General features: G+C 42.4%; 19 protein-coding genes. 11 read left to right on the plus strand and 8 right to left on the minus strand.

The window, feature by feature from the left end; all coding sequences use genetic code 11:
- Positions 1–2: 2 nt before the first annotated feature.
- The 3 genes from ACFQ2J_RS01500 to ACFQ2J_RS01510 all read left to right on the plus strand — a co-directional run bounded on the left by ACFQ2J_RS01500 (position 3) and on the right by ACFQ2J_RS01510 (position 3,478).
- Positions 3–1,067 carry an ABC transporter ATP-binding protein gene (locus tag ACFQ2J_RS01500; protein ID WP_386055926.1) on the plus strand — a complete coding sequence of 355 codons (1,065 nt, stop codon included), beginning with the start codon at positions 3–5 and terminating at the stop codon, positions 1,065–1,067.
- Positions 1,064–2,002 carry an ABC transporter ATP-binding protein gene (locus ACFQ2J_RS01505; RefSeq protein ID WP_386055928.1) on the plus strand — a complete coding sequence of 313 codons (939 nt, stop codon included), beginning with the start codon at positions 1,064–1,066 and terminating at the stop codon, positions 2,000–2,002. The genes ACFQ2J_RS01500 and ACFQ2J_RS01505 overlap by 4 nt, the downstream gene beginning before the upstream one ends.
- A gap of 249 nt (positions 2,003–2,251) precedes the next feature.
- Entirely contained in the window at positions 2,252–3,478 is a 1,227-nt protein-coding gene (locus ACFQ2J_RS01510) for a putative glycoside hydrolase (RefSeq protein ID WP_386055930.1), read from the plus strand.
- Between the two features lie 337 nt (positions 3,479–3,815).
- On the opposite strand, the gene ACFQ2J_RS01515 is transcribed toward ACFQ2J_RS01510, so the two are convergent.
- A complete protein-coding gene (locus ACFQ2J_RS01515; protein WP_386055932.1) occupies positions 3,816–4,001 on the minus strand; it encodes a hypothetical protein in 186 nt (61 codons plus the stop codon).
- Positions 4,002–4,158: 157 nt separating this feature from the next.
- Between ACFQ2J_RS01515 and ACFQ2J_RS01520 the strand changes: the two genes are divergently transcribed.
- Entirely contained in the window at positions 4,159–4,752 is a 594-nt protein-coding gene (locus ACFQ2J_RS01520) for a GNAT family N-acetyltransferase (protein ID WP_386055934.1), read from the plus strand.
- A gap of 305 nt (positions 4,753–5,057) precedes the next feature.
- Entirely contained in the window at positions 5,058–5,453 is a 396-nt protein-coding gene (gene spxA, locus ACFQ2J_RS01525; RefSeq protein ID WP_386055936.1) for a transcriptional regulator SpxA, read from the plus strand.
- 91 nt (positions 5,454–5,544) lie between these two features.
- Here spxA and ACFQ2J_RS01530 read toward each other — a convergent pair whose 3' ends face one another.
- On the minus strand, positions 5,545–6,204 hold the full coding sequence (locus tag ACFQ2J_RS01530) for a TerC family protein (protein WP_386055938.1): 660 nt from the start codon (positions 6,202–6,204) through the stop codon (positions 5,545–5,547).
- A 315-nt stretch (positions 6,205–6,519) separates the two neighbouring features.
- On the opposite strand from ACFQ2J_RS01530, the gene mecA reads away from it, so the two are divergent.
- The 3 genes from mecA (at position 6,520) to pepF (ending at position 10,391) form a co-directional block, all read left to right on the plus strand.
- Entirely contained in the window at positions 6,520–7,218 is a 699-nt protein-coding gene (mecA, locus tag ACFQ2J_RS01535; protein WP_386055940.1) for an adaptor protein MecA, read from the plus strand.
- A 121-nt stretch (positions 7,219–7,339) separates the two neighbouring features.
- Entirely contained in the window at positions 7,340–8,512 is a 1,173-nt protein-coding gene (locus ACFQ2J_RS01540; RefSeq protein ID WP_386055942.1) for a competence protein CoiA, read from the plus strand.
- A 70-nt stretch (positions 8,513–8,582) separates the two neighbouring features.
- Positions 8,583–10,391: an oligoendopeptidase F gene (gene pepF / locus ACFQ2J_RS01545; RefSeq protein ID WP_386055944.1), complete on the plus strand. Its 1,809-nt coding sequence runs from the start codon at positions 8,583–8,585 to the stop codon at positions 10,389–10,391.
- A 99-nt stretch (positions 10,392–10,490) separates the two neighbouring features.
- On the opposite strand, the gene ACFQ2J_RS01550 is transcribed toward pepF, so the two are convergent.
- The 4 genes from ACFQ2J_RS01550 to ACFQ2J_RS01565 all read right to left on the minus strand — a co-directional run bounded on the left by ACFQ2J_RS01550 (position 10,491) and on the right by ACFQ2J_RS01565 (position 12,725).
- Positions 10,491–10,667, minus strand: coding sequence for a hypothetical protein (locus tag ACFQ2J_RS01550; RefSeq protein ID WP_386055946.1), 177 nt, complete (start codon positions 10,665–10,667; stop codon positions 10,491–10,493).
- A 136-nt stretch (positions 10,668–10,803) separates the two neighbouring features.
- Positions 10,804–11,688, minus strand: a complete 885-nt coding sequence (locus tag ACFQ2J_RS01555) for a ClpXP adapter SpxH family protein (RefSeq protein WP_386055948.1) — start codon at positions 11,686–11,688, stop codon at positions 10,804–10,806.
- A complete protein-coding gene (locus ACFQ2J_RS01560; protein WP_386055950.1) occupies positions 11,685–12,086 on the minus strand; it encodes a globin domain-containing protein in 402 nt (133 codons plus the stop codon). The genes ACFQ2J_RS01555 and ACFQ2J_RS01560 overlap by 4 nt, the downstream gene beginning before the upstream one ends.
- 66 nt (positions 12,087–12,152) lie before the next feature.
- Entirely contained in the window at positions 12,153–12,725 is a 573-nt protein-coding gene (locus ACFQ2J_RS01565; RefSeq protein WP_386055952.1) for a CYTH domain-containing protein, read from the minus strand.
- 149 nt (positions 12,726–12,874) lie between these two features.
- On the opposite strand from ACFQ2J_RS01565, the gene ACFQ2J_RS01570 reads away from it, so the two are divergent.
- The 3 genes from ACFQ2J_RS01570 to ACFQ2J_RS01580 are packed head-to-tail and all read left to right on the plus strand — an operon-like array spanning position 12,875 to position 15,228.
- Positions 12,875–13,519 carry a GTP pyrophosphokinase gene (locus ACFQ2J_RS01570; RefSeq protein ID WP_386055954.1) on the plus strand — a complete coding sequence of 215 codons (645 nt, stop codon included), beginning with the start codon at positions 12,875–12,877 and terminating at the stop codon, positions 13,517–13,519.
- Positions 13,520–13,537: 18 nt separating this feature from the next.
- Positions 13,538–14,341: an NAD kinase gene (locus ACFQ2J_RS01575; protein WP_386058293.1), complete on the plus strand. Its 804-nt coding sequence runs from the start codon at positions 13,538–13,540 to the stop codon at positions 14,339–14,341.
- Complete coding sequence (locus tag ACFQ2J_RS01580; protein WP_386055956.1) at positions 14,338–15,228, plus strand: RluA family pseudouridine synthase; 891 nt, start codon at positions 14,338–14,340, stop codon at positions 15,226–15,228. Before ACFQ2J_RS01575 ends, ACFQ2J_RS01580 begins: the two co-directional genes overlap by 4 nt.
- Before the next feature lie 48 nt (positions 15,229–15,276).
- Here the strand turns inward: ACFQ2J_RS01580 and prpE are convergent, their stop codons facing one another.
- Positions 15,277–16,014 (minus strand): bis(5'-nucleosyl)-tetraphosphatase PrpE, encoded by a 738-nt coding sequence (prpE, locus tag ACFQ2J_RS01585; protein ID WP_386055958.1) that lies wholly within the window; start codon positions 16,012–16,014, stop codon positions 15,277–15,279.
- An 85-nt stretch (positions 16,015–16,099) separates the two neighbouring features.
- On the minus strand, positions 16,100–17,278 hold the full coding sequence (locus tag ACFQ2J_RS01590; protein ID WP_386055960.1) for an FtsW/RodA/SpoVE family cell cycle protein: 1,179 nt from the start codon (positions 17,276–17,278) through the stop codon (positions 16,100–16,102).
- Positions 17,279–17,304: the final 26 nt, after the last annotated feature.

Consider the following 17,304-nt stretch of genomic DNA (forward strand, 5'->3'; position numbering starts at 1 on the left):
TCATGGAGAAAATTTTAGAAGTAAATGATTTGAAAATATCCTTCGATACCTATGGTGGAGAAGTACAGGCAGTCCGTGGTGTCACTTTCGATTTGAAGAAAGGGGAAACCCTTGCAATCGTAGGTGAGTCGGGCTCAGGTAAATCAGTCACAACCCGAGCATTGGCGAGATTGATTCCTTCTCCTCCTGGACGTATTAAAGAAGGGGAAATTCTTTTCGAAGGAAAAGACTTGACGAAAGCAAGCGAGAGAGAAATGCAGCAGATTCGTGGTAAAAAGATTTCGACGATCTTCCAGGATCCGATGACATCATTAAACCCGACGATGAAAATCGGTAACCAGGTAATGGAAGGTCTGATCAAACATCAGAAAATACCAAAAGCACAGGCTAAGAAGAAAACTGTAGAGTTGCTTGAGTTGGTAGGTATTCCTAACCCAGAGCAACGTTTGAATCAATATCCACACCAATTCTCTGGTGGTCAGCGTCAACGTGTCGTCGTAGCGATTGCACTTGCTTGTAATCCTAAGATTTTGATTGCGGATGAGCCGACAACAGCACTGGACGTTACCATCCAGGCACAGATTCTTGAATTGATGAAGGATATTCAGAAGAAGACCGATTCTTCCATCATCTTTATTACGCATGACCTTGGTGTTGTTGCGAATGTAGCAGATCGTGTGGCTGTTATGTATGCAGGTAAAATCGTAGAGATCGGAACAGTAGATGACGTATTTTATAATCCTAAACACCCATACACATGGGGACTACTAGGTTCTATGCCGACGTTGGATAATACGGATGAAGATTTGATTGCTATTCCTGGTTCACCACCGGATATGCTAAAGCCACCTAAAGGTGACGCTTTCGCTCCAAGGAATGAATACGCACTTGAAATCGATAAAGAAATGGAACCACCGATGTTCAAAGTTTCCGATACGCACTATGCTGCAACATGGCTATTACATGAATATGCTCCTGAAGTAGAGCCGCCTGCAGCAGTCAAACGCCGCATGAAAGGCATGGCAAGTAGTGCATCCGCTTCGAATGAGGAAGGTGAACAGTCATGAGTAAGGAAAAACTATTAGAAGTAAAGAATCTTAAACAGCATTTTAAAACCGGTCGACATAGTGTCGTAAAGGCGGTAGATGGAATTTCCTTCGACATCTATAAAGGTGAGACATTCGGATTGGTAGGGGAGTCTGGTTGTGGTAAGTCCACGACAGGACGAAGTATCATCCGTCTATATAACGCGACAGATGGAAATGTCATTTATGATGGTGTCGATGTACACGATAAGAAATCCAAAAAAGACCTTAAACAGTTCAACCGTAAGATGCAAATGATTTTCCAGGATCCTTATGCATCATTGAATCCTCGTATGACCGTTATGGATATCATTGCAGAAGGGTTGGATATCCATGGTCTTGCTAAAGATCAGGATGCAAGAAAGAAGCGTGTCTACGATTTGCTTGAAACTGTAGGTCTGAATAAAGAACACGCTAACCGTTATCCGCACGAATTTAGTGGCGGACAGCGTCAGCGTATCGGTATTGCTCGTGCGCTTGCCGTAGATCCAGAATTCATCATTGCCGATGAACCGATCTCTGCTTTAGACGTATCCATTCAGGCGCAGGTTGTTAACCTGCTGAAAAAATTGCAGAAAGAAAACAACCTGACGTATATGTTCATTGCCCATGATTTATCCATGGTCAAATATATCAGTGATCGCATCGGTGTAATGTACTTCGGTAAAATGGTAGAGCTTGCTGATGCAGATGAATTGTACAAAAATCCACTGCACCCATATACGAAGTCCTTGCTATCAGCAATTCCTTTGCCGGATCCGGACTATGAGCGTTCCCGTCAACGTACGGCATATGATCCTTCACAGCATGATACCAGTGAAGAACCGGAATTCCGCGAAGTACGTCCAGGTCACTGGGTACTATGCACAACGAAAGAATTCGAACATTATCAAAGCGAGCTAAAAGCAAATGTGTAATCCATACACATAAGAAAACAAGGTCTCTCATTATATTCAATGGGCTGACCTTGTTTTCATTTTGAATGATAAAAGTACATGCTCATGAATAGAATGAAGAGAAAGTATGATTGCAAAAGGATGGCCTAGGGCAAATGATAGATTATTGGATTTTTCTACATAAATGTGTAAAATACCCTATCCTTTTACAAGTATTGTCTTTTATAATAGATAAGTAACTAGAAAATAAAGCATGGGAGCAGGATGCATATGGGGAAATTACAACTGAAGATGCTGGTTTTGGCAGGTGTATTTCTATTAGGTCTGTTAATACCGATACATAATGTTCAGGCAGACGAAGAATCTGAAAATGAGGCAAAGAAAGCTGCCAATTATAAAGAACGACCATTATCTTTGAAGGAGTTCGAATTACCGAGTCCGATGAAAAGATTTGTGTATGATTCCGGTCTTGATTTTACATACCCGGATGCCGTTCGAGGAATTTATGTGACAGGACCTTCTGCAGGAGGCAGTCGTTTTGAGGGCCTTCTGAATCTGGTGGATTCTACCGATTTGAATGCGATGGTCATCGATATTAAGGAAGACCACGGGAACATAACATTCAAACCGGATGAAGACTCTCCATATTATGATATTGCAGAGAACTATATCAAGGATCCAAGAGAAATGTTGAAGGTACTTGAAGAAAAGGGGATTTACCCAATCGCAAGGGTTGTAGTTTTCAAAGATTCCCTGCTTGCTAAACAAAAACCTGAATGGTCATTTACGAAGAATGGTCAGGTTTGGGTGAATGGTAGAGGCGAGGCGTTCGTCAATCCATTTGTCAAAGATGTCTGGGAATATAATGTTGAAATCGCAAAAATGGTAGCAGAACTTGGATTCAGAGATATCCAGTTTGATTATGTCCGTTTCCCGGAAGGCTTCGAACGTAAAGATAAAGAGCTTTCCTATAATGAGGGGGACTATGCAGAACTGGATGTGGATAATGTACAGAAAAGGGTAACAGCTGTGACAGATTTCGTTGCGTATGCAAAAGAACAACTTGAGCCATACGGTGTACACGTTTCCGTCGATATTTTCGGCTACTCTGCAACGATCAAGGAAGCTCCTGGTATCGGACAGAACTTTTCAAAAATCAGTAGCAACGTAGATGTCATTTCTTCAATGATTTATCCGAGTCACTGGACGTCGTACTTTGGCATTGATTTTCCTGACAAAGAGCCTTATAAGCTCACTGTCGAGTATGCGAAGGTTGAAAATGAAGTGTTAGGGAAACTTGAAAATCCACCGATCTCAAGACCTTGGATTCAGGATTTCGAAGCACCATGGTTGTATTCAGGACCGGCGACGCAATATGGTAAGGCAGAAGTGGAAGCACAGATCCGCGCGCTTAATGAAAATGGTATCAATGAGTATTTGATCTGGAATCCGCTTAATAAGTATAGTGAAGGTGTCGATTACACCCCATTGAATTAAAATGAAAGCCCGGAACGTGATTCATTCACGTTCCGGGCTTTATACTTTATTAAAGTTGCGGTGCTTGACACTTCTATTAAAGTATTCACAAATAGGCTGATTTGAAAAAAGTTGATTTCGAGACGACTGTAAGAGTAAGGTGCTTTGGGGAAGGACTCGCTTTCCTACGGGGAATCTGGCAAGCCTCCTCAGGCAAAGCCTTCCGGGGTCTAGCCTAGCTCCATCTCCCGTGGGAGTCTCGCCCTTCCCTAAAGCACATAATAATAGGCATATCTCGAAATCGCATTAGAAACATGGGGTTCCCCTTAAAACTCTTACTTAAAACACAGTAAATGGACTATTTCTTGTTGCCGCCAACTTTTCTCCAGGTAGTTTGGTAACTTCTTGATTTTTCCAGGAATTCGTCTTTTTCTCCTTTGCTGAACCATTTGGTACCGATTCCATTTACGATTACTGCGATGAATGCTGTGAGTACGATGATGCCTCCGCCTATCAATGCCATATCCAAAACAAAAGTGCCCATAGGACTCACTCCTTTATTCGTTACTTCTATTGTAGAGGATGTTTAAACACAAAGGAAGTGGGGAACAAGAAGAAATGGTAGTGCTTTCATGGAAGATTTAACATTCTAAGGAAACTTCGTTATAATTGAATTGACAAAATAGTAAGGGAGTAGATCAATGAACTGGTATGAAAAGCTGAATCAATACTTTCCAATCGAAGAAATGAAATCGAAAGAACACATGGAGAGTCTGCTCAAGGAAAAAGGAGACGTCTACTATAAAGATGAAGGTGAACATCATGTATTGATGTACGCGGAATTCGATACGTTCCTGTTTATCGATTATGTCTATGTTTCCGCAGCATCGCGAGGTCAAGGTCTGGGACATAAACTGATCGAGAAAATGAAAGCGAAAGGCAAGCCGATCATATTGGAAGTGGAACCTGTCGATTATGAAGATACGGATACTGCAAAACGCCTACACTTCTATCAACGGGAAGGGTTCAAGCACGCCCAGTCCATCGGCTACACAAGAAAATCGCTGGCAACGGATGAGCCGAACCAGATGGAAATCCTCTATTGGTCCCCAGATGATGCTTCTGAAGAATACATTTACGAGCAAATGAAGAAGATGTATGAAGAAATCCACACATATAAAGATACCGAGTTTTATGGGAAATCGTATCAACCTGTCGACGAAGTCCTCACACTGGATGAAGATCGTGAGTCAGATAATATTCTTGATTCATTGAATGAAACTGAAAAAGCTTAAGAATTGCCACCTGCATTGATGTGCAGGTGGTTTTCATTTTCAACGAATAAATGAAAATAGAAAATTGGTATATTTTTTAAGGAAATGTCTAAATATATGTTTAGTAATGAAATAAAGGAGGTACAAGTACTGTAAACAGAGTAGCTTCATCTGTTGTACAATATTTGTATAAACTTTTCACAACCATCTAGCTAATACTTGACATATGTGATATATTATACATATAGTTGCTTATTTAAAGTAATTTTAATTTAGGAAACATATTCAAGTTAGTTAAATACATTAGATTGAGGAGTGAAGTACCAATGGTAACACTTTATACCTCACCAAGTTGTACATCATGCAGAAAGGCGAAAGCATGGCTTGAGGAACATGACATTCCTTTCAAAGAGCGTAACATCTTTTCCGAGTCGTTGACGATCGATGAAATCAAAGAGATCTTGCGTATGACGGAAGATGGCACAGAAGAAATCATCTCTACACGCTCAAAGGTTTTCCAAAAGCTGAATGTCGACTTTGATCAATTACCGTTAAAAGATCTATTCGATCTTATTCAGGATAATCCGGGATTGCTCAGAAGACCAATTATCATTGATGAGAAGCGCCTGCAGGTAGGATACAACGAAGACGAAATACGCAGGTTCCTGCCACGAAGCGTTCGTACATTCCAGCTGCGCGAAGCACAACGTCTAGTTAACTGATAAACAACCAAGGCTGACCATCTGGTCAGACCTTGGTTTTTTTGTTGCTTTGATCTGTACGGTCCATAATAATAAGGGCTGTGTGTGAATTCTAAGCTGCTTCGTCCTTATTGAGTACATAACCTGTAGATAATACAAACAGTATGGCAATGAGCGGGAAAAGGAGAGGGAAGAGTTCATTTGCATGGAAGAACTGTTCGAGTCTCCGTTCTTCGATAATCATTTCAGCCGCAGTATATGCCAGGATACCTGCTCCGATGTAAACAAGTGCTGGAAATCGTTCCATCAGCGAGAGGATCAGTTTACTTCCCCAAATGATGATCGGGACTGAGACGAGCAAGCCAGTAATGACGAGTAAAAGATTATTATGAGATGCTCCAGCAATCGCAAGCACATTATCAAATCCCATGACGATATCTGCGAATACAATTGTTTTCACTGCTGAAATCAGGCTGTCTCCTGCTTTAACATTCGGGTCCTCATCCTGATCGATCAGAAGCTTGATTGCAATGTAGATCAGCAGAAGGCCGCCAATGAGTCTCAGAAAAGGGATCTGCAGCAAATACAATGCAATTGCGGTGAGAAGTACGCGTACAACGATTGCTAAGCCTGTCCCAAAGAAAATCGCCTTATTGCGCTGCTTCTTTGGCAGATTTCTGCTGGCGAGGGCAATGACAATTGCATTGTCTCCTCCTAATACAATATCGATTCCTATGATGATCAACACGGATTGCAGCAATTCCCATTCCATAAAAAATCCCCCTGATTGTAGTGACAAATTGTCTGAAATAAGCTAAAATAGAAAATTAATCATCGGGACATCCCTTTGATTAAAGGACATTTCAAAGCGAAACTCAATACTCGTGATATTCGTTTGTTTTTGCCGAAATGAAGCATTTTGTTTTCCACAAAGGCTTCATCTGTCATACAATAAAGATAAGAAAGTAAACCAAGCATACCAAGAGATTTAATCCTTTACGTTTAGGGTAAAGTATAAGAAATAGCTTCTTACTGAGGGTGAATGATTCCCTTCCGCTTACTCAACTATAGAAGGGAGAGAGTACACATGGAAATCGAACGCATAAACGAAAACACCGTCAAATTCTATATTTCCTACCATGATGTCGAACAGCGCGGTTTTGACAGGGAAGAAATCTGGTATAACAGAGAAAGAAGCGAGCAGTTATTCTGGGAAATGATGGATGAAGTCAACGATCAGGAAAATTTCCAGGCAGAAGGCCCGCTATGGATTCAGGTGCAGGCATTGGAAAAAGGGCTTGAAGTTATTGTTACGAAAGCCCACTTGTCTCAGGACGGCCAAAAGCTTGAACTCCCTACAGAAAGTGGTAATTCCATAGATATGCCGGTTGACGATAAGCTGGAATCCCTGCTTGAAAATAAATTCAAAGCTACAGAAGAGGACACGGATGATGAAGACGATTATGACGAGTCCGATGACGAACTGGATTCTCTGGACTTCACCGTACGATTCGATGAATTTGAGGATGTAATCCAGTTGGGGCATTATTTCCAGGATACGGACGGTTTCGAGCAAAGCTTGTACCATTTTGAAAATGCCTACTATTTATATATTCAGTTCCATGAGGAAAATATGAGTGATGAAGAACAGGAAAACATCTTAAGTCAGGTTCTGGAGTTTGGACATGAGTCACCTCTGACAATCCACCGCATGGAAGAATACGGAAAAGAAATTTTCAAAGATGAGGCGTTGGATCAAATCAAGCAGTACTTTCCAAGTAACTGAGAATACTTTTAAAGAGCATGCATGATGAATTGTATGCTCTTTTTTTGTTGGAAATTCATCTGATTTTGGAGGACTTGCAGAATTTTTGACGAAATAACAAAGGGAGAAAGGAGGTAATATATTGCTTTCAGCTTTGGACCGCAATGGACGTTCCTGTTCATTGATCCATAACACTAAGGAAGAAATAAGGCAATTGAAACAAAACGAGAATTACTATTGTCCAGTTTGTAAAGAGAAAGTTCTGGTTCGTGCAGGTAAAAAGGTAATTCCTCACTTTTCCCATTTTGCAAAAACAAATTGTCTCGCTAATGCGAATGGTGGAGAAGGTGCCTATCATGAAAGTGGCAAATTACAACTGTACCACTGGCTATGCAGGTTAGGGTTCCATGTAAAACTCGAACCTTATATTGAACAAATCAGCCAGCGACCGGATCTGTTATTCGAATTCCATGGTAAAATCATGGCGCTTGAATATCAATGTGCAACAATTCCTTTGGAGGAAATGGAGAAACGTACTTCCGCTTTCAAAAGTATCGGCATCTACCCATTTTGGATACTAGGAGGCAACCATTTCAATCGCATGAGCACGAATACCATCCGTCTCAATACGTTTCAGCAGTCCTTCATCCACTCCTTCCCACATGATCTTCGTATGTTTTTCTTCTGTGCTGACTCCGGACATTTCCTCGTATGCAAGAACATGATCCCTAAGGGAAAAAAATCATTTTTCACTTCGATCCATTCGTCGAAATTACCCAACCTTACTTTTCCGCAGCTTTTCGGCCCTATCCCATTAAATAGACGGACCTTCTATACTCATTGGGCGAATTATGTGAAAAAGGTCAGGACAACGCCTGTACGTCACCCTACAAAAGCGGAATTGGCCTGGAGGAATGAATTGTACCGTAAAGGTATGCACCCTTCTCTCTTACCATCCATCTGCTATTTACCTACTCCTCACCAAATCCTCTCTTCCGATCCACCGTGGTTCTGGCAGAGTAGAATTCTTCTTCGCTCTTTGCTGGATGCACCGCTTCACTCGCGAATCTCCTTGCGCCTGCCTCTCAAACAGTTTTCTTTTCCATTAATTGAATCCGATCAGGACCCATGGACGGCCTATATGGACCGACTTGTTGACCTCGGATTGATTGAAATGACTAATTCCCTTCAGTATCGAAAAATCCGGCATATCAAGCTTCCAGCCACGGTTGATGAAGCACTCAGCCAGGATCGGCAGACCTTCCATCAATTATCACAGGCAAAAGGAAGGTTTAGTTTTGAAAAAAATTCATAAGCTAGGAAGGAAATTTCGCTTTACTAAAGAAATAAATGAAGAATGCATTTTTTAAAGGAGGAGTAACGATATGGCTACAGCAACAAAGCAGTTACCAAAGCGTGAAGAACTTCCTAAAGAACGGACATGGAAGCTGGAAAATATTTTTGCAACAGATGAAGACTGGAAAAAAGAATTTGAAGAAGTGAAGGCAATGATTCCACAGCTGGAAGAATATAAAGGGAAGCTTGGGGAGTCAGCTGATATTCTTTATGACATGCTTGTCTACCAGGATGAAATTTCCAACCGTATGGGTAAGCTTTTTACATATGCCCACATGCGTTCTGATCAGGACACAGGAAATTCATTTTATCAGGAAATGAATTCGAAAGCTGAGAATCTGTACACAGAGCTTGCTTCCGGTATGAGCTTTGTCGTGCCTGAAATTCTTTCATTGGAAGAAGGTAAGGTCGACCGCTTTATTGATGAGAAGCAGGAACTTGAAGTTTACCGTCATGCTTTGAATGAAATCACCAGACAAAAAGCACATGTGCTCAGTGAAAAAGAAGAAGCGCTCTTGGCAGGATTTTCTGAAGTCGCTTCTAATCCTTCGCAGACTTTCGGCATGCTGAATAATGCGGACTTGACGTTCCCTGAAATCAAAGATGATGAGGGTAACGATGTTGAACTGACTCATGGACGATATATCAGCTTTATGGAATCAAAGAATCGAGAGGTCCGGGAGCAGGCATTCAAAGCGATGTATGAGACGTTTGGTAAGTACAAGAACACCTTCTCATCCACATTGAGCGGGAATGTCAAAAAGGATAATTACTTTGCCAAAGTGAGGAATTATTCATCTGCAAGGGAGGCAGCGTTGAATAACAACAATATCCCTGAAACGGTCTATGACAACCTTGTGGAAGCAGTCAATGAGCGACTCCCTCTGCTTCATCGTTATATTTCATTAAGGAAGAAAGTGCTTGGACTTGATGAGCTGCACATGTATGACCTTTACACACCACTCGTAAAAGATGTGGAAATGAAAGTCTCCTATGACGAAGCGAAAGACCTTGTGCTCAAAGGTCTCGAACCATTAGGAGAGGAATATACGAGTATTGTTGCTGAAGGATATGAAAACCGCTGGATTGATGTCGATGAAAACAAAGGAAAACGAAGCGGTGCCTATTCCTCTGGTCATTATGGTACGAATCCTTATATTCTCATGAATTGGCAGGATAACGTCAATAACCTGTTCACTTTAGCCCACGAGCTTGGTCATTCGCTGCATAGTTATTACACGCGTGAAGAACAGCCGTACCGTTATGGGAACTATTCGATCTTCGTCGCAGAAGTAGCGTCTACTTGTAACGAGGCGTTATTGAATGATTACCTTCTGAAGGAAACGGAAGATGAGAAGAAGAAACTCTATCTATTGAATCATTTCCTAGAAGGGTTCCGCGGTACGGTCTTCCGGCAGACGATGTTCGCTGAATTTGAACACGAAATTCATGTGCGCCAGCAGAATGGAGAACCGTTGACAGCGGATAAGCTGACCGAAATGTATTACGACTTGAACAAGAAATACTTTGGAGATGACATCGTCATCGATGAGGAAATCGGTCTTGAGTGGGCTCGAATCCCTCATTTCTACTACAATTACTATGTTTATCAGTATGCTACCGGTTATTCGGCTGCAACTGCACTTGCGTCACAGATTCTAGAAGAAGGAGAGACGGCTGTCGACCGTTATAAGAAATTCCTGAAAGCTGGAAGCAGTGATTATCCAATCGAAGTCCTGAAACAGGCTGGTGTGGATATGACTTCCAAGCAGCCGATCCTGGCAGCGCTCGATGTATTTGAGGAGAAACTCAATGAAATGGAAGCTTTATTGAAATAAATGAATGCACTTGGTTATGAACATTGCTGAATAAGGAAACCCCGAACAACTCTGAATGGTTGGTTCGGGGTTTCCTTTTCAATATGCTTTTAGGATCACTTACTGAAAACCTTTGAAACGCCGACGATGGAGAAGGGCTTTGATTGTAGTGAATAAAAGGAAGAACAACAATGGTGAAGTAAAATAAAGAGGATAGAGCCGCATCAGGCCAAATATATTCAATAGGAAAGCAATAGCGATCAGCAGCCCCATCATGATGATCACTAATGGTTTCATCTCTATCAGCTCCTTGCTATATTTTATGCTTATCCCATCTTCATAGAACTAATGAACGAATTGAAAAGAGTGTCTCAAAATACCGGACTTCGTCCACCATTTTGAGACACTCTGTAAATAAAGATATGAAAACTGATCAATCAACGAATTGCCAGAAGGTTCCGTGCTTTACAGGAACTTCTTTGACGGTTTGTTTCAATACCAGCTTCTTCAGTTCTTTTTTCGCCTGCTGTTCAGTCCAGTCATAGACGACAGCAACTTCTTTTGTTGCAACGAAACGATAGTGTTTCATAAAAGCTTCCAATTCGGGCTTCTTTGCGGGTTTAGGATCTTTTTCGATCATTTCCTTCAGCACGTTGACATAGACGTCGTACCCATATATGCCGGTCATTTTAATACCTGCTTCTTCCTCGGATTGATTAAACAATACAATCGTTGGAATTGTGTCCACATCCATTTCCCTAGTCAGCTTCATATCGCATTGTAAAGCGCGTCTGGCGGTATCAGAATTGAGGTCCTTCTTGAATTCTTCTACATCCAGCAATGCTTCCTTAGCACAATCAATCAGCACATGTTCGTCAGCGATGTTCTGTTTATTCAGGAATACATATTCCTGCGTTTTCCTTAAGAAACGGACACCAGCTTTTTTACCCTGAAGTTCTGCTGCCTTTACAGCAAGGGCAGTGATCGAAGGCTTATTGACCGGATTTTCCAGCCATAGATCTCCGTCACAACTCATCCCTGTCCTTGTAGCAGTCCGCTCCCAGCTCTTTTTCATCTGTTGAGGGTTATCTACTTTTTTGTTCTTAAAAGAAGCGAATTTGCCGCTGATTATTGGCCGGATGGTGAAAAAGCGTCCATATTCGATGGTGAGCTTTTTCAGGAATGGTTCCAATGACCAGCATTCGGGACAGAGGGGATCTATGAACACGTAAATTTCTACGGGTCTTTTCAATAGATCGAAAAAACCATACTGGGCACTATTCTGTTCATTTGATGCTCCAGTAGTTTTCCAACTCACATCGATTCTCCTTTCTCCTTCTCCGGTGTATTCATCATATGCTGTGCAGTCATTGTCAATCGCTCAAGTATTGCACTGCGGTAGGGTTCATCAATCGCTGCTTCATCCAAAGCTTTCTCCATACAGGAAAGCCATGCATCTTTTCTTGTTGGAGTTATTTCGAAAGGAAGATGCCGGGCACGAAGCATAGGGTGACCATGCTCTTCCGTGTATAACGCTGGTCCTCCGAAAAATTGAGTCAGGAATTGTTTTTGTTTCCTTGCGGTTTCCGTTAAGTCGGAAGGGAAGATCGGAATCAGGGCAGGGTGCTTCCCTACGTGTTGATAGAAGGCGTCTACCAAAACTTCTACTGTATCTCGACCACCAATAGCTTCATACATCGTTCCTGAATATTCCATAATCAAAACCCTTTCTGCTTGATACTCATTTTAGCAACGGTCCATTTTTTCGGCAAATAATCTGATTCAAGGCTTTTTACTGAAAAATCGCTGTATTTTATTCGGGGTCTCTCGTTCTGGAATCTCGTGCTCAGTCAGGAGCTTGTGAAATGCTTTCTCTCCGACGGATCTTTCAGAAGCCTCCAGTTCGAGTTCGAAATCTTCTGTACCATGGTATGTGCTGTAATCCAGGACAACGAGTACTTCGTCCAATTCCAGTTCCTTGCGTACTGTTGTAAGTGCTCCTGCATAGTTGAGTTCCTTTACATCTATGTCCATGGAATGGAGACGTGCCAGCACATCGTTTCCGACTTGTTCCAGCCCCGTCATCCATTTTTCTGCATCTTCATTAGTAAGGGGAGAGTGTGTCTCCAATAGACCATCCGGGTGCGGCTCTTTCAAGGTCAACGTGTAAGAGCCGTTCTTTTCACGAATCCGCAATGCAGCTCCACGCTTTTTTAATTGGAAATCAGCGGTTTCGAAATAATGATTCACTTGGCGGACCTGTTCCACTTGTTCAAATGGTAAGGCCGTCAACAGTCGTTCATATTCTTCTTTTACGAGTAAATTTTTAAATTCGATTTCAATTTCTTGTGACATACTTGTTCCTCCTGTTCACTGCAATTATTATGAGGAAAAGCGGGAAAGTTTGCAAAGATTATGTCCTTGTACCTTTTATGATACAATGGATGTAACGTAATTTCACATATTTGCTATACTTATCGGTACATAAAGGTGGTGCATGAAGGGTGAATTGGGAAGTTTTTCTAGCCCCTTATAACCAGGTTGTTGATGAATTGAAAGTTAAATTAAAAGGGATGCGCGCCCAATTTGAATACGAATTAGAGCAATCACCGATTGAGTTCGTGACAGGCAGGGTAAAGCCTACTTCAAGCATTGTAGAAAAAGCGAGAAGAAAAGGAATCAATCCGGAAGATCTGGAGGAAGAGCTTCAGGATATTGCAGGGCTTCGCGTCGTTTGCCAATTCGTAGATGATATCTATTTCGTTGCAGACATGCTGAAGCACCGACACGATTTCGAAATCGTAGAAGAGAAGGATTATGTTTCGGACAAGAAAGATAGCGGCTATCGGTCTTATCATGTAATCATCAGATATCCGGTCGAAACCATCCATGGTGAGAAAAAAGTACTCGCTGAAATTCAAATCCGTACATTGGCGATGAATTTCTGGGCGACAAATGAGCATTCACTCAATTATAAATATGCTGGTAAAATTCCGGCAGATGTCAAAGCTAGATTAAAACGAGCCGGTGAGGCAGCCTTCCGTCTGGATGAGGAAATGTCCAAAATCAAAAACGAAATCCAGGAAGCACAGAAGGTGTTCAATCGTAAAGATGATGAAAATGATAAAAAACGTTATCCAAGTGCATGAAGGAGCAGGATGTCGATGATGAAATTTGCCATCTTATCGAAAGGTGACAATAAATCAAATGAAATACGGACCAAAATCAAAAACTACCTGTCTGAGTTTGGACTGGAATACACGGAAGAAGAACCGGAACTGGTCATTTCCGTTGGTGGCGACGGTACGCTCTTAGAAGCTTTCCATACGTATGTCCATAGACTGGAGAAAACCGCCTTCATCGGTATTCATACTGGTCATTTAGGTTTCTATGCAGACTGGATGCCGAGTGAATTGGAGAAACTGATCATCGAAATTGCACGCACTCCTTTCCAGGTGGTGGAGTACCCGTTACTGGAAGTGACGATCAGGCCGAAAGATGGTGGTAAAGAAAGCCATTTCCTCGCTTTGAATGAGTGTACGATCAAAACTTCGGAAGGATCTGTGGTTTTCGATGTACAAATCAAAGGAGAACACTTCGAGACATTCCGAGGTGACGGCTTATGTATTTCGACTCCTTCCGGGAGTACAGCCTATAATAAGGCATTAGGAGGAGCGATTCTTCATCCGTCGCTTGAAGCGATTCAAATCACAGAGATGGCATCAATCAACAATCGTGTGTTCCGTACCGTAGGGTCGCCATTGGTACTTCCGAGCCATCATACGTGCTTGCTGAAGCCATTGAATGATCGCAGCTTCTTGATTACCATCGATCACATTACAAGGACATACAAAGATGTAAAATCGATCCAATGTCGTGTGGCGAAAGAAAAAGTCCGATTTGCACGCTTTCGTCCGTTTCCATTTTGGAAAAGGGTGCATGATTCCTTTGTGGCGGATGAACGCACATGAAGGAGTTCACACTTTCGTGGAAGATAGAAAAGAACCATCATGGAATGCTCGTACGGGATTACTTACATTCCGTGCGGGCATTTTCTCGTCAGATACTAAAACAGGTCAAAAGTTCAAATGGGATTCTCTTAAATGGTATACATGTGAATGTGCGGGCTGAATTGAAGACAGGTGATGAGCTTACTATACAATTTCCGCCAGAAGCCCGTGGCGATCGAATGGTGGCTGATGATACGAAACTGGATATCCTTTATGAAGATGATCATCTTTTAATTCTCAACAAACCGGCGGGTGTGGCAACGTCACCCTCTGCGCAACATCCGGAAGGAACGATCGCCAACAGGGTCATCGGCCATTATGACAAAGAGCAGCTGCCTTTCACCTTCCATGTCGTAACAAGACTTGATCGGGATACATCGGGCTTGATGCTGATTGCAAAACATCAGTACAGCCACTCGTTGCTGAGCGGGCTCCAACAGCAGAGAATAATCAAACGAAAATACCAGGCAATCGTGGAAGGACACTTGACCAAAAAAGTGGACAAGATCCAAAAGCCGATTGCGAGGAAACCGGGATCTATCATTGAACGGGAAGTGAGCGGGTCCGGAAAAAATGCAATTACAGCGTACCAGGTTATTAAAGAATATAGCGGTTATTCCTTAGTGGAGCTGGAACTGAAAACGGGCAGGACCCACCAAATTAGAGTGCACATGTCCTCGCTTGGCCATCCCTTGGCAGGCGATGATCTCTATGGGGCTAAAGGCAATGCGCTTAGCAGACATGCATTGCATTGTGTAGAACTGTCACTTCCTCACCCGTTTACAGATGAGGAGCTTATTTTCCGCCATCCTTTTCCCGAAGAGATCATCAAGCAATATTCATCATAAGGAAAGGGGAGGGACTTTTAAGGTTCCTCCCTTTTTATTCATTGATGATTACCATCTGAATTTTTCCTCGATAAATGCTTGTTCTGAGGGAACGCTGACAATTTCTTCTTCAGGCAAGCGGAATGCAGTCAGTTTATTTCCGAATACACACCCTGTATCGATATTGACAGTTTTATTTACAAACCTGGGTTCAAGGACTGGTGTGTGCCCGTAAACGATCCAGCGATCTCCTGTGTAGTGCTGTGCCCAATCTCTTCTGACGGGTCGTCCATCCGGAAGGGTTTCTCCTGTGATATCACCGTAAAGGACGAATGTTTTTGCTTGTTTACCGTAATTTCCGATCAATTTTTCGTTGATCCCCGCATGCGCGATGATTGCATCTGCTTCAGGTAGGACGAGATAGAGGGAGGACGCTTCAACGAGCTTCAAGAACTGCTCTCTCACTTGTACTTGTTCTTCCTTTGGCAACGCCCGCCATTCTGCTGCAGTCGTTTCCAATCCATGCTTTTCCTTGACGGGGTTCCCTAAAAAGAACCGGTACAGTTTGTCGCAATGATTTCCCGGCACATACTCTGCCACCTTCTTTTCGACCACCATTCGGTACACGAAGTGAATCGTTTTGATTGAGGCAGGACCACGATCAGTGATATCACCTAGAAATATTGGTAATCGTCCATCTGGATGGACGGGAATCCCGTCCTCCCAGTGGTATTCCAGTTGTGTGAATAATTCCTTCAATTCGTGGAGACAACCGTGCACATCTCCGATAATGTCAACCTGCTTCACATGTGCTTCCTCCAATACGATAAAAGGTGGAAAGACAATTATGGTCCATCCACCTTCACCTTTATTTCTATTGTTATTTTCCCATTCATTCAAACATATATGTCTTCGTTCTCGATTTAATATTGAGCACAATTCCCAAGGCAATCATATACGCAAGTGTCGAACTTCCCCCATAGCTGATGAATGGCAGGGGCAGTCCAGTTATTGGAAGTAATTGGATGGACATTCCGATGTTCTGGAAGACCTGGAAAGTAATCATCCCGATTACTCCTACAATAATGTAAGTGCCGAACGGGTCATTGCTGTCCATTGCAATATGGACCATCCGGTAGGTCATTAGGAAAAAGAGTGTTACAACGATGCTGGAACCGAAAAATCCGAACTGTTCTGCAACCGCTGTGAAAATCATGTCAGTTTGTCTTTCTGGAATATAGACTTCCATATTTCCGATGCCTTTACCATATAACTGTCCGGAGCCGATCGATTTCATTGCATTCAATAATTGCATCCCTGCACCCTGATCGTATTTCTCAGGCTGTAGCCAGCCGTAAAAGCGAGAATCGACATGCTTGAAAATTGATTCTTCCAAAAAGGAAGTGATCGCTGTTGCATTGATGTAAAATAAAAAGACCAGAACTCCTACCACCAGCAGGAAGGATAGGAAAATCGTAAATAGAATCCTCCACTGGACACCGGCAACTAAAATCATCGCACCAGTAATTGCGGACAATACTAGAAATGAGCCCAAATCCGGCTGGATAGCGATCAGCATCATCGGTACGATTGCCGTGACAAATATTTTCGCTAACAGCCAAAGATCCGTTTTGATCGTCTGTAGCTTCCATTTTTCCTGGTGACGTACGATAATATGAGCCAATGCAAGGATCAGGAAGACCTTCATGAATTCTGCTGGCTGCAGTGTACCGATTCCAGGAATCTGGAACCAGCCCCATGCTCCGTTTATTTCCTTGGCGATACCAGGTGGGAAATGCATAGCCAGCATGACAAGCATCAGTACTCCAAACCCATAAAAAATCCACACGATGCTATGTAGACGGTCATAGTCCACTAAAAGAACCCCAACTACCACCATGCTTCCAATCACATACCATACCAACTGTTTGAAATGGAAATTCATAGCGTCAAGATGAGGTGGCAAAATAGGGTCAAGTGTATAAAGGGTGAAAAAGCTGATGATCCCAAGACAGGCAATCACCAATATTAATATATAATCCAATGATGGTTCTGTGCGTTTTGCATTCATGTTTGTTCCCTTTCTGTAAATCAATC

The sequence above is a fragment of the Thalassobacillus hwangdonensis genome (genome assembly GCF_042675915.1).
In the GTDB taxonomy this organism is placed as follows: domain Bacteria; phylum Bacillota; class Bacilli; order Bacillales; family Halobacillaceae; genus Thalassobacillus_A; species Thalassobacillus_A hwangdonensis.